Raw genomic sequence first — 16,354 nt, forward strand, 5'->3', positions numbered from 1 at the left:
CAGTGGCCGGGTGTTTTCTCAAAAGTGAGGCTTTCTCAACGGCGGATTGTTAAGCGCCGTTGCGGATAGTCCGCCTGGTCGCCAGATCGACCAGCGCGGTTTCTGTCATGCCTTACGCCATTCTTGTTGCCGTCCTGGGCGGCATCGTCTCAACGGGCTTCGCACTCGTTGTCTTGCGCTCATCTTCAGCGACGGTGATAGCACCGCTTCTTGGTGCCATTTTGGGTCTGCTGGTGGGGACTGCATCAGTCAGGCAGCGTGGTCTGTCACTTGGCGCTAGCCTCGAAGAATATCGACGTGCCGCAGGCGTTCGTTCCCTCAATCAAGTCGCTACACGTTTCATCGGTATCGCGCTTGGCGCGGCCGCAATCGTATCTATCGTGGAACTGCTCGGTCTGCTGTCAGGGCCGGGTCTTGTGATCGCCATGGTGCCGGCAGGCTGCGTTCTTGTTGTCGTCTATACGCTCTGTCGATGCTGGCAGGTTTCCGATTCCGGGCAGTTCGGCAAACTTGACGTGATCCAGGCGACTGGCGGCGTCATGGGCATGCTGTTGGTTGGTCTCATGCTGTATCCTTTCATCGCAAGAGTACCTGATGGAGACATGGCGGTGCCGGATGTCGTCCGCTTCGTATTCGTTGCGAACGCGACAGCTGCACTGGAAGCCGCGATGGTCGCCGCTCTGGGTCTCAGCCTTGTCTACCGGATGCTGGATTTGCTCGCACCGCGGCGCTAGCGCCGGACCGCGTTCGCGCCGACCACGAGCTGCGTATATTGCTGGGCGCCACCGGCCGACAGGTCCGATGTGACCGGGCGGGCGTGATCGAGGCCGACCACCGCGCCACGCGGGGTTTCCGCGATCATGTTGTTGTTGATCAGCGCCGAGCCCGCGCCGGGCACGACCGAGACGCCGATGCCGATCAGGGCGTTGCGGATCACATTGCCTGATATCGCGACGTCGCGCAGATATTTACCCCAGCCGGCGACGATGCCGAAGCTCGGCGCGTTCTCGATCACATTGCCGGTCACTGAGGTGTCGGCCTCGACATAGATGCCGATGCCAGCGCCGTCGTTCGGGTCGGTGCCGACGGGACGCTTCGGCAACAAATTGCGGATGATGTTGCCTTGAACCACCGCGATGCGGCCGCCTTCGTTGAAATTGCAGACGGAGACGCCGAGGGCCGCGCCGTCGACGCTGTTGTTGGCGATCACGGCGGCCTCGAACGAGAACTCCGAGTAGAGCGCGACCTCGCGGACATTGCTGACGCTGTTGTCGGTGATGTGGATGTTGGAGGCCGAATTGCCGCGCACCGCCGAGAAGTCGCAATTGCTGAGGCGGTTGCCGCGCACGATCACATTGCCGGCCCGGAACGCGTTGATGGCGTTGCCATACTGTCCGGAGCCGCCAGGGCCGGCCTTGATGTCCTCGATCCGGTTGTCGGCGACGATCGAGCCGTCATCGCCGATCGCGGTGCGCAGGATCTCGATGCCGTTGTCGTTGGTGCCCTTGATGGTGTTGCGCGAGACGATCAGGCCGAGCGCATCGAACGACACCAGCGCTGTGGTCGCGATGCCGGTGAAGACATTGTTGCTGACGTCGCCCGACATCTGCTCGAACCAGATGCCGCTGCCGCCGCTTGCGGTGAACTGGCAATCGGTGATGCGGATGTCGCGGCCGGACAGGCAATGGACGAGGCCGCGCCGCGTCGGTAGCGGAATATTGCCGCCGTCGAAGGAAAGGCCCATCAGGACGATGCCGCCGGCGCTTTCGCCTTCCAGCAGCGAGGCGCCGCCATTGAACACCAGCCGGCTGGCGCCGCGCACGCCGATCAACTGGCTGCCGGGCGCAAGCCGCAGCAGCCCGGTGCGGTAGACGCCGGGCGGGAACGCCAGCGGCACCTGCGCGCGTGCCGCATCGTCGATCGCACGTTGCAGGTTGCGGGTCTGGTCGTCGGGGCTGCCGGGGCGGACGCCATATTGCGTGACGTCGCGGCCGAGCGAGCCGGTAGATTGCGCGGCGCGCGCCGCGTCCGGCGACATCGCAATCGCGCCTGCGACGCCGGCGGCGGATGCTCCGATCAGATGGCGGCGGTTGACGTCCATGGGCATTGCCCTCGCAAATACTCGCGAGCGGTGGCGTTCGCGCCCGATCAGTAGCGCGAAAGGCGGCGCAGCATGGTGAACACGCCGACGCAGCCCTGCGATTGTTGGCGGTAGGGTTAACCCCGGGTGCAGCCGCTTCACGCCGTCAAAGCCATGCAGGAGACGCAGCGCGCCGCGCGGACACGAACTGTCTTGCGCGGTTGCCATGGGCCGCGCCCCGGCCGATGATGCGCAAAACAAGTCAAAGCCAATCGAGAGGAAACGAATGCGCGGGCGTCGTGTACTGATGGAATCGTTCGTGTCGCACGGCGTGCGTCATCTCTTCGGAAATCCCGGTACCACCGAAACACCGCTGCTCGACAGCCTGCCGGCATTTCCGCAACTCGAATACATCATGGCGCTGCATGAAGGTGTCGCGGTCAGCGCCGCCAGTTTCTACGCGCAGGCGGCGGGGCGCGTCACCGTCGCCAATCTGCACGTCGCTCCCGGTCTCGGCAACGGCATCGGCTCGCTCTACGGCGCGCTGAAGGCAGGTTCGCCCGTGGTGGTGACCGCCGGCCAGCAGGACACGCGGATGCGGCTCAAGAACCCGCTGCTCGGGCACGACCTCGTTGCGATGGCGGCGCCGGTGACGAAGTGGAGCGTGCAGATCGAGCGCGCCGACGAGATCGCACCGATCATGCGACGCGCGTTCAAGGTCGCAACCGACGCGCCGCAGGGGCCGGTGTTCGTGTCGCTGCCGATCGACGTCCTGGAACAGGAGACCGCGGTCGATGCCGCGACGCCGGACAATCTGTGGCGATCGACACGTCCCGACCCGGCAGGCATCGACGCGCTGGCTGCGCTGCTGCTGAAGTCGAAAAATCCTGCCATCATCGCCGGCGACGACGTGGCGAGATCGGGCGGCGAACAGGGGTTGGTGGCGCTGACGGAGGTGATCGGCGCCACGGTGTGGTTCGAGGGCCTGCGTCATCACGCGCCGTTTCCGACCAGCCATCCAAGTTACCGGCAGTCGCTCCCGGGCGACGCCCGACAGGTGCGGAAGGCGCTCGGCGACACCGATCTCGTGCTGCTGATCGGCGGTCCGTTCTTCGAGGACATCTGGTTCGCACCCGGCGGCCACATCCCCGACGGCGCGGTCTCGCTACAGATCGAAGCCTCCGCCGAGCGCCTCGCGCTCAACAACCGGATCGATGCCGGCGTCGTCGGCGACATCGCCGTCAGCCTCGGTGCGTTGACGGACGCGCTGCACGCAAAGGCGGGTGCGGAGTTCAGGCAGGCCGCGCAAGGCCGCAATGCCATCCTGGCCGAATTGCAGCGGAAAGAGAAGGAAGCCTACCGCGCTCGCGTCGAGAAAGGCTGGGACCGCGAGCCGAGCTCGATGCCGCGCGTCACCGCCGAGCTTCGTCGCGGGCTGCCCGACGATGTCGTGATCGTCGATGAGAGCATCACGGCGAGCCTCGACCTCGCGCGGGCTTTCGACTATCGCGGCTTCGGCGATTATTTCGGCGGCCGTGGCGGCGGCATCGGGCAGGGCCTCGCCGGTGCGATCGGCGTCAAGGTCGCGATGCCGGACCGTCCGGTCGTCGCGATCTCCGGCGACGGCTCGGCGATGTACGCGATCCAGGCGCTGTGGACCGCCGCGCACCACAAGCTTGCGATTGTGTTCGTGGTGCTTGCGAACCGGGAATACCGCATCCTCAAGCATAACGTCGATGTCTGGCGGCAGAATTTCGAAGCCGGAACCCAGCATCCCTATCAGAACATGGATATCACCGGCCCCGCGCTCGACTTCGTGCATCTCGCAGCCGGGATGGGCGTCGAGGCCGTCAGGGTCGAAAAGGCCAACGAGATCGCCGGCGCGGTTGCCAAGGCTGTCGCGGCCGGGCGGCCCTATCTCGTCGAGATCGCAATCGAAGGAAAGCGCTAAAGCATGATCCGGAAAAGTGCGAAGCGGTTTTCCGAGAAGATCATGCTCAAACAGAGAACAATGAAGTAGTCACGATTCGATCTATTCTCTTTGCGCTCTAAAGGAGCTTCTGATGACGGGCATTCTGGACGGCAAGGCCGCATTGGTGACGGGCGGCGGCTCCGGCATCGGCCGGGCCACGGCGATTGCGATGGCGCGCGAAGGCGCGCGCGTGGCGGTGTCCGACCTCTCGAAGGACGGCATCGACCAGACGGTTGCGCTGATCAACGCTGCCGGCGGCCAGTCGATCGCGATCCAGGGCGACGTCACCGATGAGGCAGATGTCGCGAACATGGTGGCGTGCACGGTGTCGGCGTTCGGGCGCATCGATTGCGCATTCAACAATGCAGGCGTTGCCGGACGCTCGGTCGGGCCGCCCGGCCAGCGCATTCATGAACTCACCCAGCCCTCGGTCGCGAAGATGTTCTCGGTCAATCTGATGGGCGTGTTCCTGTGCCTGAAATACGAGATCGCGCAGATGCTCAAGCAGGGTGGTGGCGGCGCGATCGTCAACACGGCTTCGATCGCAGGGCTGGTCGGCCTCGCGACGTCCGCCCATTATGTCGCGACCAAGCACGGTGTCGTCGGACTGACCAAGTCCGCGGCGATCGAATATGCCGAGGACGGCATCCGGGTGAACTGCGTCAATCCCGGCTACATCAAGACGCCCATGACCAAGGAGACGATGGACGAACGTCATGACGAGATCATCGCCAAGGTGCCGGTGCGGCGCCTCGGCGTGCCCGAGGAGATCGCCGAAGCCGTAGTCTGGATGTGCTCGGACAAGGCCTCCTTCATGACCGGCGCATCGCAGGTGATCGACGGCGGCTACAGCGCCGCTTGACGCGCGGAGAGCAGTCCGCCCCGCATCCCTATGCGCGCGCGGCCTGCCGGGTCAGTTTCACCAGCTCCAGCAGCATGGCCTCGCCGGCGTCGACGAGCTGCTCGAGGGTAATCGACGATTTTCCGCGTGCGGCCTTTCCATCATGGGCGAGCGGTGGAACATGGACGAACTGTGCCAGACGGAGGCTGTCGTCGCCATCCATAGTTTCGATCGCGCGCCAGCTCAGATAGTTGCAGAGATAGCTGCCGGCATCGCGTGACATCCGCGCATCGATGCCCGTCGCCAACGCAGCGCGCAGCAGCCTTTCGCTGTGCGGCCCGAACCTGCGCGCGTCGACGCCGTCGACAATCGATCCCTTGCGCGCATGCTGGCGGCCGGCGTCGGGAAAGCGCGTCGTCACCGCGTTGCGGGCGCGGCTTTCGATCCGCAAATGCGCGGTGCGGCCGGCGAGGCCGAACATCAGCAATGCCTGCGGGCGATGCTGCGCGATCAGCTCCGGCAGCTCGCGATCGACGGCAGTATAGGTGACGTCGAAGACGTGGCTCGTCAGCGCGACGTCGTCGAAGGCAGGCCGGCGCAACGTAGACAGCCGCTTCACCAGTGGCATGGTGGGGTTGTACGGCGCACCCGGAAACGGTCCGAAGCCGGTGAGCAGGATGCGCAGGCGGCCGTTCAATGCAGCATCTCCGCGATCTGCTCAGCGGCGACCGCGGGCGAGATGCGGCCGGCGGCGACTTCGGCCTCCATCTTCTTCACTCTGGCGCGGATCGCTGAGTCCGAACGCAGCCGCGCCATCATCCGGCTCTCCAGCATCGACCACATCCACTTCACCTGCTGGTCGCGGCGCCGCGCCGCGAACTCGCCCGAGGCGTTCATCGCGGTGCGGTGATCGAGGATCTTCTGCCACAACTGCTCGAGCCCCGCGCCGGTCAGCGCGGAATAGGTCACGACCGGCGGATGCCAGTGCTCGGAGCGTGGCGCGAGGATGTGCAGCGCGCTGCGATAGTCGGCCGCCGCATGGTTGGCGCGCTTGACGTTGTCGCCGTCGGCCTTGTTGATCGCGATCATGTCGGCGAGCTCGACGAGGCCCTTCTTGATGCCCTGCAACTCGTCACCTGCGCCGGGCAGCATCAGCGCCAGGAAGAAATCGGTCATGTCACAGACCGCAGTCTCGGACTGGCCGATGCCGACGGTCTCGACCAGCACGACATCGAAGCCGGCCGCCTCGCACAGCAGCATCGCCTCGCGGGTTTTCGCCGCGACGCCGCCGAGTGTGCCCGAGGACGGCGAGGGCCGGATGAAGGCTTGATCGGAGACGGCAAGCCGCGCCATCCGCGTCTTGTCGCCGAGGATCGAGCCGCCGGTGCGCGCCGACGACGGATCGACCGCCAGCACCGCGACCTTGTGGCCGCGCTCGATCAGGAACATGCCCAGGGCATCGATGGTGGTCGACTTGCCGACGCCAGGCGAGCCGGTGATGCCGACCCGCACCGCCGTGCCGGTGTCGGGCAGCAGCGCCTGCACCAGTTCGCGCGCCGCGGCCTGGTGATCGCCACGCCGGCTCTCGACCAGCGTGATCGCCCGCGCCAGCGCGGCGCGGTGACCGGCACGGAGGTCACGGGCGAGGGCGGCGGTGTCAGGAGAGGCAGGCTTCGGTGAGGTCATGGTCTTGGTTCTACATCGGCTGTCCGTGACAGGCGATAGCGGAATGCCCTGCCATGCTCTCCTCGGCCGCTTGCCAAATGCGGTATCGCCCGTGATCGTTCGGACTGGCGACCGCCTAACCTGGATTGGTGCAAAGGCCTCTGGCATTCAACTTCGCATATACGTCCGAAGACGTGTCATGGCATGCTGCCGATGCGATCTCCCTGGCCTCACCAGCGCGATGTTCGTCGAGCAGGATGATTGCAAGGGTACCCTGTAGGGCAAGCCTCACGGAGGAGGGAAGTGATTCCTCCAGCGCCCGCTTCTGATCAAGCGCGGTCCGCAACTCGCCCTCGGCACCTGCCAGGTCGGACTTCCTCGCCAGGTAGATCGCCTTGTAGAGGTGTGAGCGCGGATCAGACGGGTATTTGGCCACGTACCACCAGGCCGAAGCTTCATGGATGTCCGAATCCCGCTGCGGAAGATATTCGGAAGGGATCAGGACGATCTGGTTCGCTGCGGCTATTTCCTGGTTGCGGGCGTCAGCAATTCCTTTTCCGCCAAGGGCCACGCCCAGCAGGCCAAGCGCCGCGACGGAGGCGGCTGCCCAGCGCAGGCCCGGTTGCGTCTCTTCCTCGCGCCACAGGCCGACGAGCAACAGGCCGACAACAATGCCACCGCCTGCGCCGGCGATGTGGGCCGCGAAATCGACCTTGCCGGAATGCAACGCCGACGCCAACGGCAACATTGACGGAATCAAGACCCCAAAGGCGCGCTTTTGAAGCGAAGCGCGGACCTGCGGATTGGTGTAGTGGGTGCTCACTGCCAGCATGGCTGCGAACAGCCCCATGATGCCGCCGGACGCCCCCACCGAAACCAGCGAATGCGGATTGAAAAGCAGCGAGCCGCAGGCGCCGGCCAGCGCGCTGATCACGAAGATGGCGGCGAGCCAGAGCCGCCCCACGATGCGTTCCAAAACGCTGCCGGCGAGCAGCAGCACGAAACAGTTGATCGCGAGGTGAATCGGGCTGCCGTGCAACAGAGGGCCAGTGAACAGACGCCACCATTGGCCTTGGCCGGCGACAAGAAGCTGTTGCAAGCCGCCAAGCGAAATCAGCGTCTTGATGCCGGGCTCGAACGCCTTGCCGGAAGCCTCGATGCTGAACAGAACTTCGCCGACGAAGATCAAGGTCAGTGCCGCAATGATGCCGACCGTCAGATAGGGGAACACCGCGGGCGGCAGCTCGGCCAATGGGCTGAGCTCGGCGGCGTGTTGTCGTTGAATCCGCAGCAGTCCCGCGATGAATGCCCGGTCGAAGCCGTCTTCAAGATCGGCCTCCCGCAGGATCTGGTTTTGCGCGGTGTCGATCGCCAGCGCGATCGTTCGATATTCGGCATCCCGCGGCGAGTTGAGGCGCCGCAACTCCCCCAATCGCTGGTCAGTCGTCGGTCCCACCTCGATCACGCGAATCACAATCGAAGATGTTGGCCCACCAAATGGCGCGGCGGCCTGTGAGTACTTCGCGCAGTCACGACCGATGCGTTCCAGCTCCTGATGCGACAAGCTGAAGGTTCGTTCAGGATGGCTCTCTCGATCGATCAGGCACAGTATCGTGAAGGGCGCACCGACCCGGTTGAGGATCAGAACGATATCGCAGGCAGCGGCCAACTCTGCCGCTTCCGGCACGGGACCGACCGCAAAACCCTGCATCGCACATAATTGTCGGGCAAGGTACTGACAGTAGGTATCGGTCGAATTGGAAACGTCGGCGGCGGCGGAGCCTTCTTGGGCAATCGTCGTTTCGGACATGGCTGCTGACATGTGGCGCGGCGTTCGACCATAGCGACGGTCACCACACCTCGCAAGCCAGCTCTACCTCCGGTTTACTCCGCCGCATGTCGCTTCGCTCGTGCGGGCTGCGAGCTTGGTTTGCGCCGCCAGCCGGTTGCGGGAGGGGCGGAGTCCGCGAGATCGGAAATCGGGTGGGCATGCCCGACGCCATACGGTTGATCAGGGCGCTTTCCACATCACAGCCGAACAACATTTCGGAGCCTGCCATGACCGTTGCCTATTACAGCGCCGTCCTCGACCATCCGCTCGATACCGTGTGGTCGTTGATCCGCGACTTCAACAACTATCCGGCCTATATCGATGGCGTCAGCGAAAGTGTGATCGAGGACGACAGACGTGGCGACGAGGTCGGTGCGATCAGGCGGTTCTGCTATCTTGGCCTCTGGGTTCGCCAACGCCTGGCCGGCCATTCGGACCGGCAGCACTCGCTGACTTATGCCGGCATCGAGCCGCTGCCGTTTCCGCAGGATGGCGGTTCGCAGGTGCCGCAGCCGACCCAGTACGAAGGCACCATGCATCTGCTGCCGGTCGTGGAGGGCAACCGCACCTTCATCGAGTGGTCGGTCAAGCTCGACACCGCGCCTCACGATACCGATCGCTGGCAGGTCCAGTTTGAGGAGTGGATTCCCGATTGGACCAATTCGCTGGTGAGGGCGCTGGCGCGCCATAGCACCGAGGCGCGTTGAAACCCGCGACTACGGATCGTCCGCATCGCCCTTCGGCCGCGCGCCGGCAAAGATCCTCGTGCCCTCCGGTGTGAGAAACGGCTTCAGCGTCTCCCAGGGCACGAAGATCACGTACTGGCCTTCGGCGTAGGGGCCGACGGCGTAGGGCGGATAGTGGAAGGTGAGGCCGGAGCTTTTGCCGGCTTCGGTCGACGGCGCCAGGGTCACGGCGCCGATCCGGAGCAGGGTCGGCTTCAGCTCCTTGTACCAGTCCGCGTTCGCGGTCTCGCCGGCGTCGCGCCGCTTCTTCTCGGCGTTCAGCGCGTTGACGATGGCCTTGCGCAGTGCAGTCAGGGTCGGGCCGTCATCGGCGGTCTCGGTGAAGAACGGACGGATGCTGATGCGCTTGTGGTCCGTCGTGTCCCACAGGATGGTGTTGACGTCGGTGTTCGGATGGGCGCCGTGGGTGTCCATGTAGTCGTCGCGCAGCACGCTGACATAGCGGCCGTCGACCACCGAACGCACCGAGTATCGGCGCTCGATTGAATAGCCGCCGCGGTCCTTGAACAGCGCAGGCTCCTGCTTGCGATCGGTCGCAGCTTCGGCGGCCTGCGTGTCGATCCATTTCCTGCCTTCGGCCAGGCAATTGGCCGCCAGCGCGCTATCGGCCTTGATCTTGTCGTCGAGATAGACGCCCGCCTCGATGCTGGCGTTCTTGATCGCAGCGTCGGGCTTGGGATCGGCGGCGCGCGCCGGCAGGCAGAGGCAGGCCAGCAGGCCGGCGAGGCCCATGATGCGGCCAGGCGTCATCGAGCGTGCAGCGCGCATGGAAAACTCCAGATGGGAGGAGACGACGACGGCGGCGTTACTCCGCCGCCGCCTCGCTGTGGCCGAGCCGCGCATTGAGCTTGTGGATCAGCTCCTCGGCGGCATCCGAGATCACCGTGCCGGGCGGGAAGATCGCCTCGGCGCCGGCCTTGTACAGCGCGTCGTAATCCTGCGGCGGCACCACGCCGCCGATGATGATCATGATGTCCTCGCGGCCATGCTTCTTCAGCGCCGCCTTCAATTCCGGCACCGCGGTGAGATGGGCGGCGGCGAGCGAGGAGACGCCGAGGATATGGACGTCGTTCTCGACCGCCTGGCGGGCGGCCTCGTCGGCGGTTGCGAACAGCGGCCCGATGTCGACGTCGAAGCCGACATCGGCGAAGGCCGATGCGATCACCTTCTGGCCGCGGTCATGGCCGTCCTGGCCGATTTTTGCCACCAGGATACGCGGGCGGCGGCCCTCGGCCTCCTCGAACGCGTCGATCAGCTCCTGCACCTTCTCGACCCGGTTGGACATCGTCGCTGCCTCTCGCTTGTAGACGCCGGTGATCGATTTGATCTCGGCGCGGTGGCGGCCGAACACCTTCTCCATCGCGTCCGAAATCTCGCCGACGGTGGCCTTGGCGCGCGCGGCGTCGATCGCCAGCGCCAGCAGATTGCCGTTGCCTTCGCCGGCTGAACGGGTCAGCGCGGCCAGCGCCGCATCGACGTCCTTCTGGTTGCGTTCATTCTTCAGGCGGCCGAGCTTGTCGATTTGCAAGCGCCGCACGGTGGAGTTCTCCACCTTCAGCACGTCGATCGGCTTCTCGCTTGCAGGCTTGTATTTGTTGACGCCGATCACCGCCTGGCGGCCGGCATCGATCCGCGCCTGGGTCTTGGCGGACGCCTCCTCGATGCGCAGCTTCGGCACGCCGGCCTCGATCGCCTTGGCCATGCCGCCGAGCTCCTCGACCTCCTGGATATGATCCCACGCCTTGGCCGCGAGATCGCGGGTCAGCCGTTCGACATAATAGGAGCCGCCCCAGGGATCGATGATGCGGTTGGTGCCGCTCTCCTGTTGCAGGAAAAGCTGGGTGTTGCGGGCGATGCGCGCCGAGAAATCGGTCGGCAGTGCCAGCGCCTCGTCGAGCGCGTTGGTGTGCAGCGACTGGGTGTGGCCCTGGGTCGCCGCCATCGCCTCGATCGTGGTGCGCATCACGTTGTTGAACACGTCCTGCGCGGTCAGCGACCAGCCCGAGGTCTGGCAATGCGTGCGCAGGCTGAGCGACCGCGGGTCCTTCGGATTGAACTGCTTCAAGAGCTTGGCCCACAAGAGCCGCGCGGCGCGCATCTTGGCGACTTCCATGAAGAAGTTCATGCCGATCGCCCAGAAGAACGAGAGGCGGGGAGCAAAACGATCGACGTCGAGGCCGGCGGCAAGGCCCGCGCGCAGGTATTCGACGCCGTCGGCCAGCGTATAGGCGAGCTCGAGGTCCTGCGTCGCGCCGGCTTCCTGCATGTGATAGCCGGAGATCGAAATGGAATTGTACTTCGGCATCCGCTGCGAGGTGTAGGCGAAGATGTCGGAGATGATCCGCATCGAGGGGCTAGGTGGATAGATGTAGGTGTTGCGCACCATGAACTCTTTCAGAATGTCGTTCTGAATGGTGCCCGACAGTTTTTCCGGTGGCACGCCCTGTTCCTCGGCGGCGGCGACGAACAGTGCGAGGATCGGCAGCACCGCGCCGTTCATGGTCATCGACACGCTCATCTGGTCGAGCGGGATGCCGGCGAACAGCGTGCGCATGTCGTAGATGGAATCGATCGCGACACCAGCCATGCCGACGTCGCCGGAGACGCGCGGATGATCCGAGTCATAGCCGCGGTGGGTGGCGAGGTCGAACGCGACCGACAGGCCCTTCTGTCCCGCCGCGAGGTTGCGGCGATAGAAGGCGTTGGAATCCTCCGCCGTGGAGAACCCGGCATATTGCCGGATCGTCCAGGGCTGGTTGACATACATGGTCGGGTAGGGGCCGCGCAGATAGGGCGCAATGCCCGGCCAGGTATCGAGGAAGTCGATGCCGGCGAGATCGGCCTCGCTATAGATGGATTTCACCGGAATGCCTTCGGGCGTCAGCCACGGCTCGGCGCTCGCAGCTTGTGCCGCGACGGCAGTGGGCTGGAAGGCGACATCGGCGAAATTGGGAATGCGGGTCATTCCTTGGCTTCCTTAATCATGGTCCGGATGCTGGTGGCTGGCGATAGTCGCCATCTGCTCCGGTCCGTAATTCTGCATCGTGGTCTGGCTTGGTAAATTGGCGATGCCGACCACCCAGCCGAGCCGGGATTCGGTTCCATATTGCCGCGTCGGCACCACCCGGTCGGGCCGGTCGAAGGTGCCGGTCATGATCTCGATGTGGGGGCCGTCGATCCGGCGGAAGCTCAGCGGCGTGCCGCAGGCGGCGCAGAAGTCGCGCTCGGCGATCGAGGAGGATTTGAACGCCGCGGGCTTGCCGCGGGTCCAGGCAAAATGCTCCTTGTTGATGTCGGCGAACGAGGCGAACGGCGCGCCGGACGCCTTCTGGCACATCCGACAGTGGCAGATGCTGACCCGGTTCGGTGCCGCGGACACCGCGAAGCGGACGGCGCCGCATTGACAGCCGCCGGTCAGAACGGGGGTTGATGGGGTGTCTGCCGTCATGTCTGCTCCGTCAGCCGATAGGCGTCGCGCAATGTCGCCAGCGCGTCACCGCCGGCGAAGACGAACTCACCGATGCCGGCCGCCCGCAGCGCCGCTTCCTGGTCGCCGGGCCGCCCTGCCAGATAGATATGCCTTGCACCGGCGTCGTGAAGGGCCTTGGCGGCGTCCGCCGCGCTCACGGCATAGACCTTGTCCGAGGAACAGATGCAGGCCATCGCGGCGCCCGAGGCCTTGAAGGCCGCGGCAAGCGCCGCCGGATCGGCAAAGCCCTCGCTGTCGATAGCCTCGATTCCGCCGGTCTCGAAGAAGCTCTTCGCGAAGGTCGCGCGGGCCGTGAAGTCCGCGGGCGTGCCGAGGTTGGCGAGGAAGATCCTTGGCCGCGCGCCATGCGCCTTCAGCGCCGCATCCGACTTGTCGCGCAGCGCCTCGAACGGCTCGGCGAGCCGCATCGGCGACAGCGCATCGAACTTGATCTTGGCATCGGCTGGTGACACCGGCGCCGTGGGCTTCACGTCCAGTACCGCGAGGTCGGCCTCGTGCAGGTTGGGGAATTCGCTGGCGCCGGTCAGCACGTCGCGGCGCTTCGCGACATTGGTTTCGCGCTGCGCCCGCGTCGCGGCGACTTTCTTTTGCAGCAGGCCTTGCTCGAGCGCGGCGAAGACGCCGCCGGCCTTTTCGATCTCCTGGAACAAGGTCCACGCCGCGTCGCAGAGCTGCGAGGTCAGCGTCTCGATGCCGCCTGAGCCCGCCGCGGGATCGGACACCTTGGCCAGATTGGACTCATCGAGCAGCACCAGTTGGGTGTTACGCGCAACGCGGCGGGCGAAGTCATCGGGCAGGCCGAGCGCCAGCGTGTGCGGCAGCACGGTGATCGCATTGGCGCCGCCGAGCCCGGCCGCAAAGGTCGCGATGGTTGCGCGCAGCATGTTCACATTGGGGTCACGCTGGGTCAGCATCCGCCAGGCGGTCTGTGCATTGATGAAGATCGGCTTCGGCGCCAGCCCGCAGGCCTCTTCGACCTGTGCCCACAGCCGGCGCAGCGCGCGGAATTTCGCCATGGTCAGGAACTGGTCGGCATCGGCGCTGAGGCGGAAGGAGATGCCGGTGCGCGCTGCATCGAGATCGATCCCGGCGGCTTCTAGCATACGCAGATAGGCCAGCGCCAGCGCCAGCGTGAAGGCGAGTTCCTGCACCTCGGACCCGCCGGCATCATGCACCGGCCGGCCATCGGCCAGCACGAACGGTCCCTTGAAGCCGCGCTTGATCAGGCCGTTGACCACCTGGCCGAACGGCTTCTCGTAGTCGGCCCAGGCGGCGGCTGCCGCACCCCGCACGGCGATGGTGCTGAGCGCCTGGTAGTTGAAATGAAGATCGAGCTTGGCCGGGTCGAGCTTCTGGGCCTCGACCATGTCGGCAAACGTCTCGCCGGCGTTCTCGCGTCCGATCACCGGGTTGAGCGCGATCATGATGCCGGCATCGAGATAGATGCCGTCGCAGACCTTCGCCAGGGTTTCCTTGCTGGCGTTCGCAAGGCCGAAGCCGCGCGTACCTGGACCGCCGGCGAACTCGAATTCGAGGCCGGTCGCGCCGTTCTCGAGATCGTGCAGCGCCTGCGCATTGGCCTGCGCGGCATCCGGATGGTCGACCCGTTGCAGGATCTGCCACGGGGTGGCGGCGGCGCGGCCCGGAAGCGGGCTCGAATTGGTGGCGCGACGGTAGATCGGATCGATCTTCAGGCCATCATAGGTCTTGCCCACCAGCTTCTCGAACGGCGCGCCTTTGAGCACGCCGTCGACCAGCTTGCGCCAGTCGTCATAGGTCGCAGCCGGAAAATCCGAAGCCAGGGTGAGATCGTCAGTCGAGGTCGTCATCCGCCCAAATCGTCCTTCATCGGCCCCCGTGTGGGGCACCTTGATTTGGCCGGAAATTGCCACGGGCAGGCGGCCAAGCCAAACTTTTGTTTGCGGCCGCTGGGCTTTTTAATCGAGGTCCGCTAGGCGGAAAATACCGTCTGTCGAGACCCCCGTGAGTGCGTCAGCGACGCGGCGTCCGGCGATGATGCGGTCGGGAACGATCTCGGCCAGCGGCACCAGCACGAAGGCGCGCTCGAACAGCCGCGGATGCGGCAGCGTCAGTTCCGGCTTGTCGAGTGTGACGTCGTCATAGGCGATCAGGTCGAGGTCGAGGGTGCGCGGGCCGTAGCGCGTTTGCCTGGCGCGGTCGCGGCCGAATTTGGTTTCGATCTTGTGCAGCGTGAACAGCAGCGCATGCGGATCGAGACTGGTCTCGACCTCGATACAGGCATTGATGAAACTGTCCTGCTGTTCGTCGCCCCAGGGCGGCGTCGAATAATCCGACGAGCGTGCCAGCAGCGCCGCCTGGGTCATGCCCAAGATATTGGCGATCGCCTTGCGAAAGCTGCTGCGGACGTCGCCAACATTGCCGCCGAGCGCAATCAGGACGTCGGCCATCGGCGCTCAGCCCTGCGACGTCGGATGGCGCGAGCGCGTCAGCACCACGCCAACATCGTCGAAGATCGCAGCGATCGGCGCGTGCGGCTTGTGCACGGTGACCTTGACCGCCCTGACGCGCGGGAAACTCGCCAGGATGTCCTCGGCCACCGCGCCGGCGGCGCGCTCCAGCAGCTTGTAATTGGTGTTCTTGAAGGCCGACGTCGCGGTCGCCACCACGTTGGAATAGGAGACGGTGTCGGAGAGGCGATCGGTGCGCGAAGACTCCGAGAGGTCGGTGTAGAGCTCGAGGTCGATGACGAAGCGCTGCCCGACCTCGGTCTCATGTTCCATCACGCCATGGCGGGCATGGATGACGATCCCGGTGATGAAGATCGTGTCGGTCATTGCTGTTCCTCGATGGCTGCGGCCACGCGCAGCGCCTGGACGGTCTCCGCGACGTCGTGGGCGCGGATGATGCGGGCGCCATTCTGCGCGGCGATCAGATGCGCCGCGAGCGAGCCGCCGATCCGCTGTTGCGGTTCCGACGGCACCACCGTGCCGATGAAGCGCTTGCGTGAGGCGCCGACCAGCACCGGCAGGCGGAATGCGTCGAGCTCGGCGAGCCGCGCCAGCGCCATCATGCTCTGCTCCGGCGTCTTGCCGAAGCCGATACCGGGATCTAGCACGATCTGGTCGGGCGCAATGCCGGCGCGTGCGGCGATCTCGAGCGAGCGTTCAAAGAAAGCGGCAATGTCCCGCATGATGTCGATCGAAGCATCGGCCCGCTCGCGATTATGCATGATGATCACGGGCACGCCGCGCGCGGCGATCAACGGCGCCATGCCCGCATCGCGTTGCAGGCCCCAGACGTCGTTGGCGATCGCTGCGCCCCGGTCGAGCGCCCACGCCACGACCTCCGATTTCATGCTGTCGATCGACACCGGCACGCCGAGTGCGATCACCTCCGCCAGCACCGGCTTCAGCCGCGCCAATTCGTCGTCGGCCGTGACCGGCAGCGAACCATAGGGGCGGGTCGATTCCGCGCCGATATCGATGATGTCGGCGCCGTCGGCGATCAGCTTGCGGGCCTGCACCAGCGCCTGCTCGGGCGTGATGAACTGGCCGCCATCGGAGAATGAATCGGGCGTCACGTTCAGGACGCCCATCACGGCCGGATATGGCCTCGACAGCAGTCCCGGCAGCACCGTGCGTCCGGCTGAGCCGGCCACCCTCGATGCTATGGGCTGGGTCGCCATCATGCGCTGCCTTTGCGCTGACCGTAACGGCAAGTCAAGATGTGGCGATGACGGCTTGGCGC

The 16,354-nt window shown here is 65.4% G+C and carries 15 protein-coding genes; 4 read left to right on the plus strand and 11 right to left on the minus strand.

The window, feature by feature from the left end; all coding sequences use genetic code 11:
* Nucleotides 1-107 precede the first annotated feature (107 nt).
* Nucleotides 108-734, plus strand: coding sequence for a hypothetical protein (locus CWS35_RS18485; RefSeq protein WP_100952982.1), 627 nt, complete (start codon nt 108-110; stop codon nt 732-734).
* Here the strand turns inward: CWS35_RS18485 and CWS35_RS18490 are convergent.
* A complete protein-coding gene (locus CWS35_RS18490; protein ID WP_100952984.1) occupies nt 731-2,101 on the minus strand; it encodes a TIGR03808 family TAT-translocated repetitive protein in 1,371 nt (456 codons plus the stop codon). The genes CWS35_RS18485 and CWS35_RS18490 overlap by 4 nt on opposite strands.
* Nucleotides 2,102-2,366: 265 nt before the next feature.
* On the opposite strand from CWS35_RS18490, the gene CWS35_RS18495 reads away from it, so the two are divergent.
* Complete coding sequence (locus CWS35_RS18495; RefSeq protein ID WP_100952986.1) at nt 2,367-4,031, plus strand: thiamine pyrophosphate-binding protein; 1,665 nt, start codon at nt 2,367-2,369, stop codon at nt 4,029-4,031.
* Nucleotides 4,032-4,143: 112 nt separating this feature from the next.
* Nucleotides 4,144-4,914 (plus strand): SDR family NAD(P)-dependent oxidoreductase, encoded by a 771-nt coding sequence (locus tag CWS35_RS18500; RefSeq protein WP_100952988.1) that lies wholly within the window; start codon nt 4,144-4,146, stop codon nt 4,912-4,914.
* A gap of 28 nt (nt 4,915-4,942) precedes the next feature.
* Here the strand turns inward: CWS35_RS18500 and CWS35_RS18505 are convergent, their stop codons facing one another.
* The 3 genes from CWS35_RS18505 to CWS35_RS18515 all read right to left on the minus strand — a co-directional run bounded on the left by CWS35_RS18505 (nt 4,943) and on the right by CWS35_RS18515 (nt 8,368).
* On the minus strand, nt 4,943-5,590 hold the full coding sequence (locus tag CWS35_RS18505; protein ID WP_100952990.1) for a pyroglutamyl-peptidase I: 648 nt from the start codon (nt 5,588-5,590) through the stop codon (nt 4,943-4,945).
* Nucleotides 5,587-6,579 (minus strand): methylmalonyl Co-A mutase-associated GTPase MeaB, encoded by a 993-nt coding sequence (meaB, locus tag CWS35_RS18510; RefSeq protein WP_100952992.1) that lies wholly within the window; start codon nt 6,577-6,579, stop codon nt 5,587-5,589. Before meaB ends, CWS35_RS18505 begins: the two co-directional genes overlap by 4 nt.
* Nucleotides 6,580-6,694: 115 nt before the next feature.
* Entirely contained in the window at nt 6,695-8,368 is a 1,674-nt protein-coding gene (locus CWS35_RS18515; RefSeq protein WP_157817182.1) for a rhomboid family intramembrane serine protease, read from the minus strand.
* Nucleotides 8,369-8,616: 248 nt separating this feature from the next.
* Between CWS35_RS18515 and CWS35_RS18520 the strand changes: the two genes are divergently transcribed.
* Nucleotides 8,617-9,096, plus strand: coding sequence for an SRPBCC family protein (locus tag CWS35_RS18520; RefSeq protein ID WP_100952996.1), 480 nt, complete (start codon nt 8,617-8,619; stop codon nt 9,094-9,096).
* Between the two features lie 9 nt (nt 9,097-9,105).
* On the opposite strand, the gene CWS35_RS18525 is transcribed toward CWS35_RS18520, so the two are convergent.
* The 7 genes from CWS35_RS18525 to folP form a co-directional block, all read right to left on the minus strand.
* On the minus strand, nt 9,106-9,903 hold the full coding sequence (locus CWS35_RS18525) for an RsiV family protein (protein ID WP_100956484.1): 798 nt from the start codon (nt 9,901-9,903) through the stop codon (nt 9,106-9,108).
* Nucleotides 9,904-9,940: 37 nt separating this feature from the next.
* Nucleotides 9,941-12,100 carry a methylmalonyl-CoA mutase gene (gene scpA, locus CWS35_RS18530; RefSeq protein WP_100952998.1) on the minus strand — a complete coding sequence of 720 codons (2,160 nt, stop codon included), beginning with the start codon at nt 12,098-12,100 and terminating at the stop codon, nt 9,941-9,943.
* Nucleotides 12,101-12,112: 12 nt separating this feature from the next.
* Complete coding sequence (locus CWS35_RS18535) at nt 12,113-12,583, minus strand: GFA family protein (protein WP_100953000.1); 471 nt, start codon at nt 12,581-12,583, stop codon at nt 12,113-12,115.
* Nucleotides 12,580-14,454, minus strand: a complete 1,875-nt coding sequence (locus tag CWS35_RS18540) for a methylmalonyl-CoA mutase family protein (protein WP_100953002.1) — start codon at nt 14,452-14,454, stop codon at nt 12,580-12,582. The genes CWS35_RS18535 and CWS35_RS18540 overlap by 4 nt, the downstream gene beginning before the upstream one ends.
* A 108-nt stretch (nt 14,455-14,562) precedes the next feature.
* Nucleotides 14,563-15,054 carry a 2-amino-4-hydroxy-6-hydroxymethyldihydropteridine diphosphokinase gene (gene folK / locus CWS35_RS18545; protein ID WP_100953004.1) on the minus strand — a complete coding sequence of 164 codons (492 nt, stop codon included), beginning with the start codon at nt 15,052-15,054 and terminating at the stop codon, nt 14,563-14,565.
* Nucleotides 15,055-15,060: 6 nt separating this feature from the next.
* Nucleotides 15,061-15,441, minus strand: a complete 381-nt coding sequence (gene folB / locus CWS35_RS18550; RefSeq protein ID WP_100953006.1) for a dihydroneopterin aldolase — start codon at nt 15,439-15,441, stop codon at nt 15,061-15,063.
* Nucleotides 15,438-16,292, minus strand: a complete 855-nt coding sequence (gene folP, locus CWS35_RS18555) for a dihydropteroate synthase (protein WP_210202712.1) — start codon at nt 16,290-16,292, stop codon at nt 15,438-15,440. Before folP ends, folB begins: the two co-directional genes overlap by 4 nt.
* Between the last annotated feature and the right edge of the window lie 62 nt (nt 16,293-16,354).

Source organism: Bradyrhizobium sp. SK17 (assembly GCF_002831585.1).
In the GTDB taxonomy this organism is placed as follows: domain Bacteria; phylum Pseudomonadota; class Alphaproteobacteria; order Rhizobiales; family Xanthobacteraceae; genus Bradyrhizobium.

Bases quoted from the DNA above. Each gene is read 5' to 3' on its own strand.
- CWS35_RS18485 (WP_100952982.1), top strand. From the start codon at position 108: ATGCCTTACGCCATTCTTGTTGCCGTCCTGGGCGGCATCGTCTCAACG.
- CWS35_RS18490 (WP_100952984.1), bottom strand. From the start codon at position 2,101: ATGGACGTCAACCGCCGCCATCTGATCGGAGCATCCGCCGCCGGCGTC.
- CWS35_RS18495 (WP_100952986.1), top strand. From the start codon at position 2,367: ATGCGCGGGCGTCGTGTACTGATGGAATCGTTCGTGTCGCACGGCGTG.
- CWS35_RS18500 (WP_100952988.1), top strand. From the start codon at position 4,144: ATGACGGGCATTCTGGACGGCAAGGCCGCATTGGTGACGGGCGGCGGC.
- meaB (WP_100952992.1), bottom strand. From the start codon at position 6,579: ATGACCTCACCGAAGCCTGCCTCTCCTGACACCGCCGCCCTCGCCCGT.
- CWS35_RS18515 (WP_157817182.1), bottom strand. From the start codon at position 8,368: ATGTCCGAAACGACGATTGCCCAAGAAGGCTCCGCCGCCGCCGACGTT.
- CWS35_RS18520 (WP_100952996.1), top strand. From the start codon at position 8,617: ATGACCGTTGCCTATTACAGCGCCGTCCTCGACCATCCGCTCGATACC.
- CWS35_RS18525 (WP_100956484.1), bottom strand. From the start codon at position 9,903: ATGCGCGCTGCACGCTCGATGACGCCTGGCCGCATCATGGGCCTCGCC.
- scpA (WP_100952998.1), bottom strand. From the start codon at position 12,100: ATGACCCGCATTCCCAATTTCGCCGATGTCGCCTTCCAGCCCACTGCC.
- CWS35_RS18535 (WP_100953000.1), bottom strand. From the start codon at position 12,583: ATGACGGCAGACACCCCATCAACCCCCGTTCTGACCGGCGGCTGTCAA.
- CWS35_RS18540 (WP_100953002.1), bottom strand. From the start codon at position 14,454: ATGACGACCTCGACTGACGATCTCACCCTGGCTTCGGATTTTCCGGCT.
- folK (WP_100953004.1), bottom strand. From the start codon at position 15,054: ATGGCCGACGTCCTGATTGCGCTCGGCGGCAATGTTGGCGACGTCCGC.
- folB (WP_100953006.1), bottom strand. From the start codon at position 15,441: ATGACCGACACGATCTTCATCACCGGGATCGTCATCCATGCCCGCCAT.
- folP (WP_210202712.1), bottom strand. From the start codon at position 16,292: ATGGCGACCCAGCCCATAGCATCGAGGGTGGCCGGCTCAGCCGGACGC.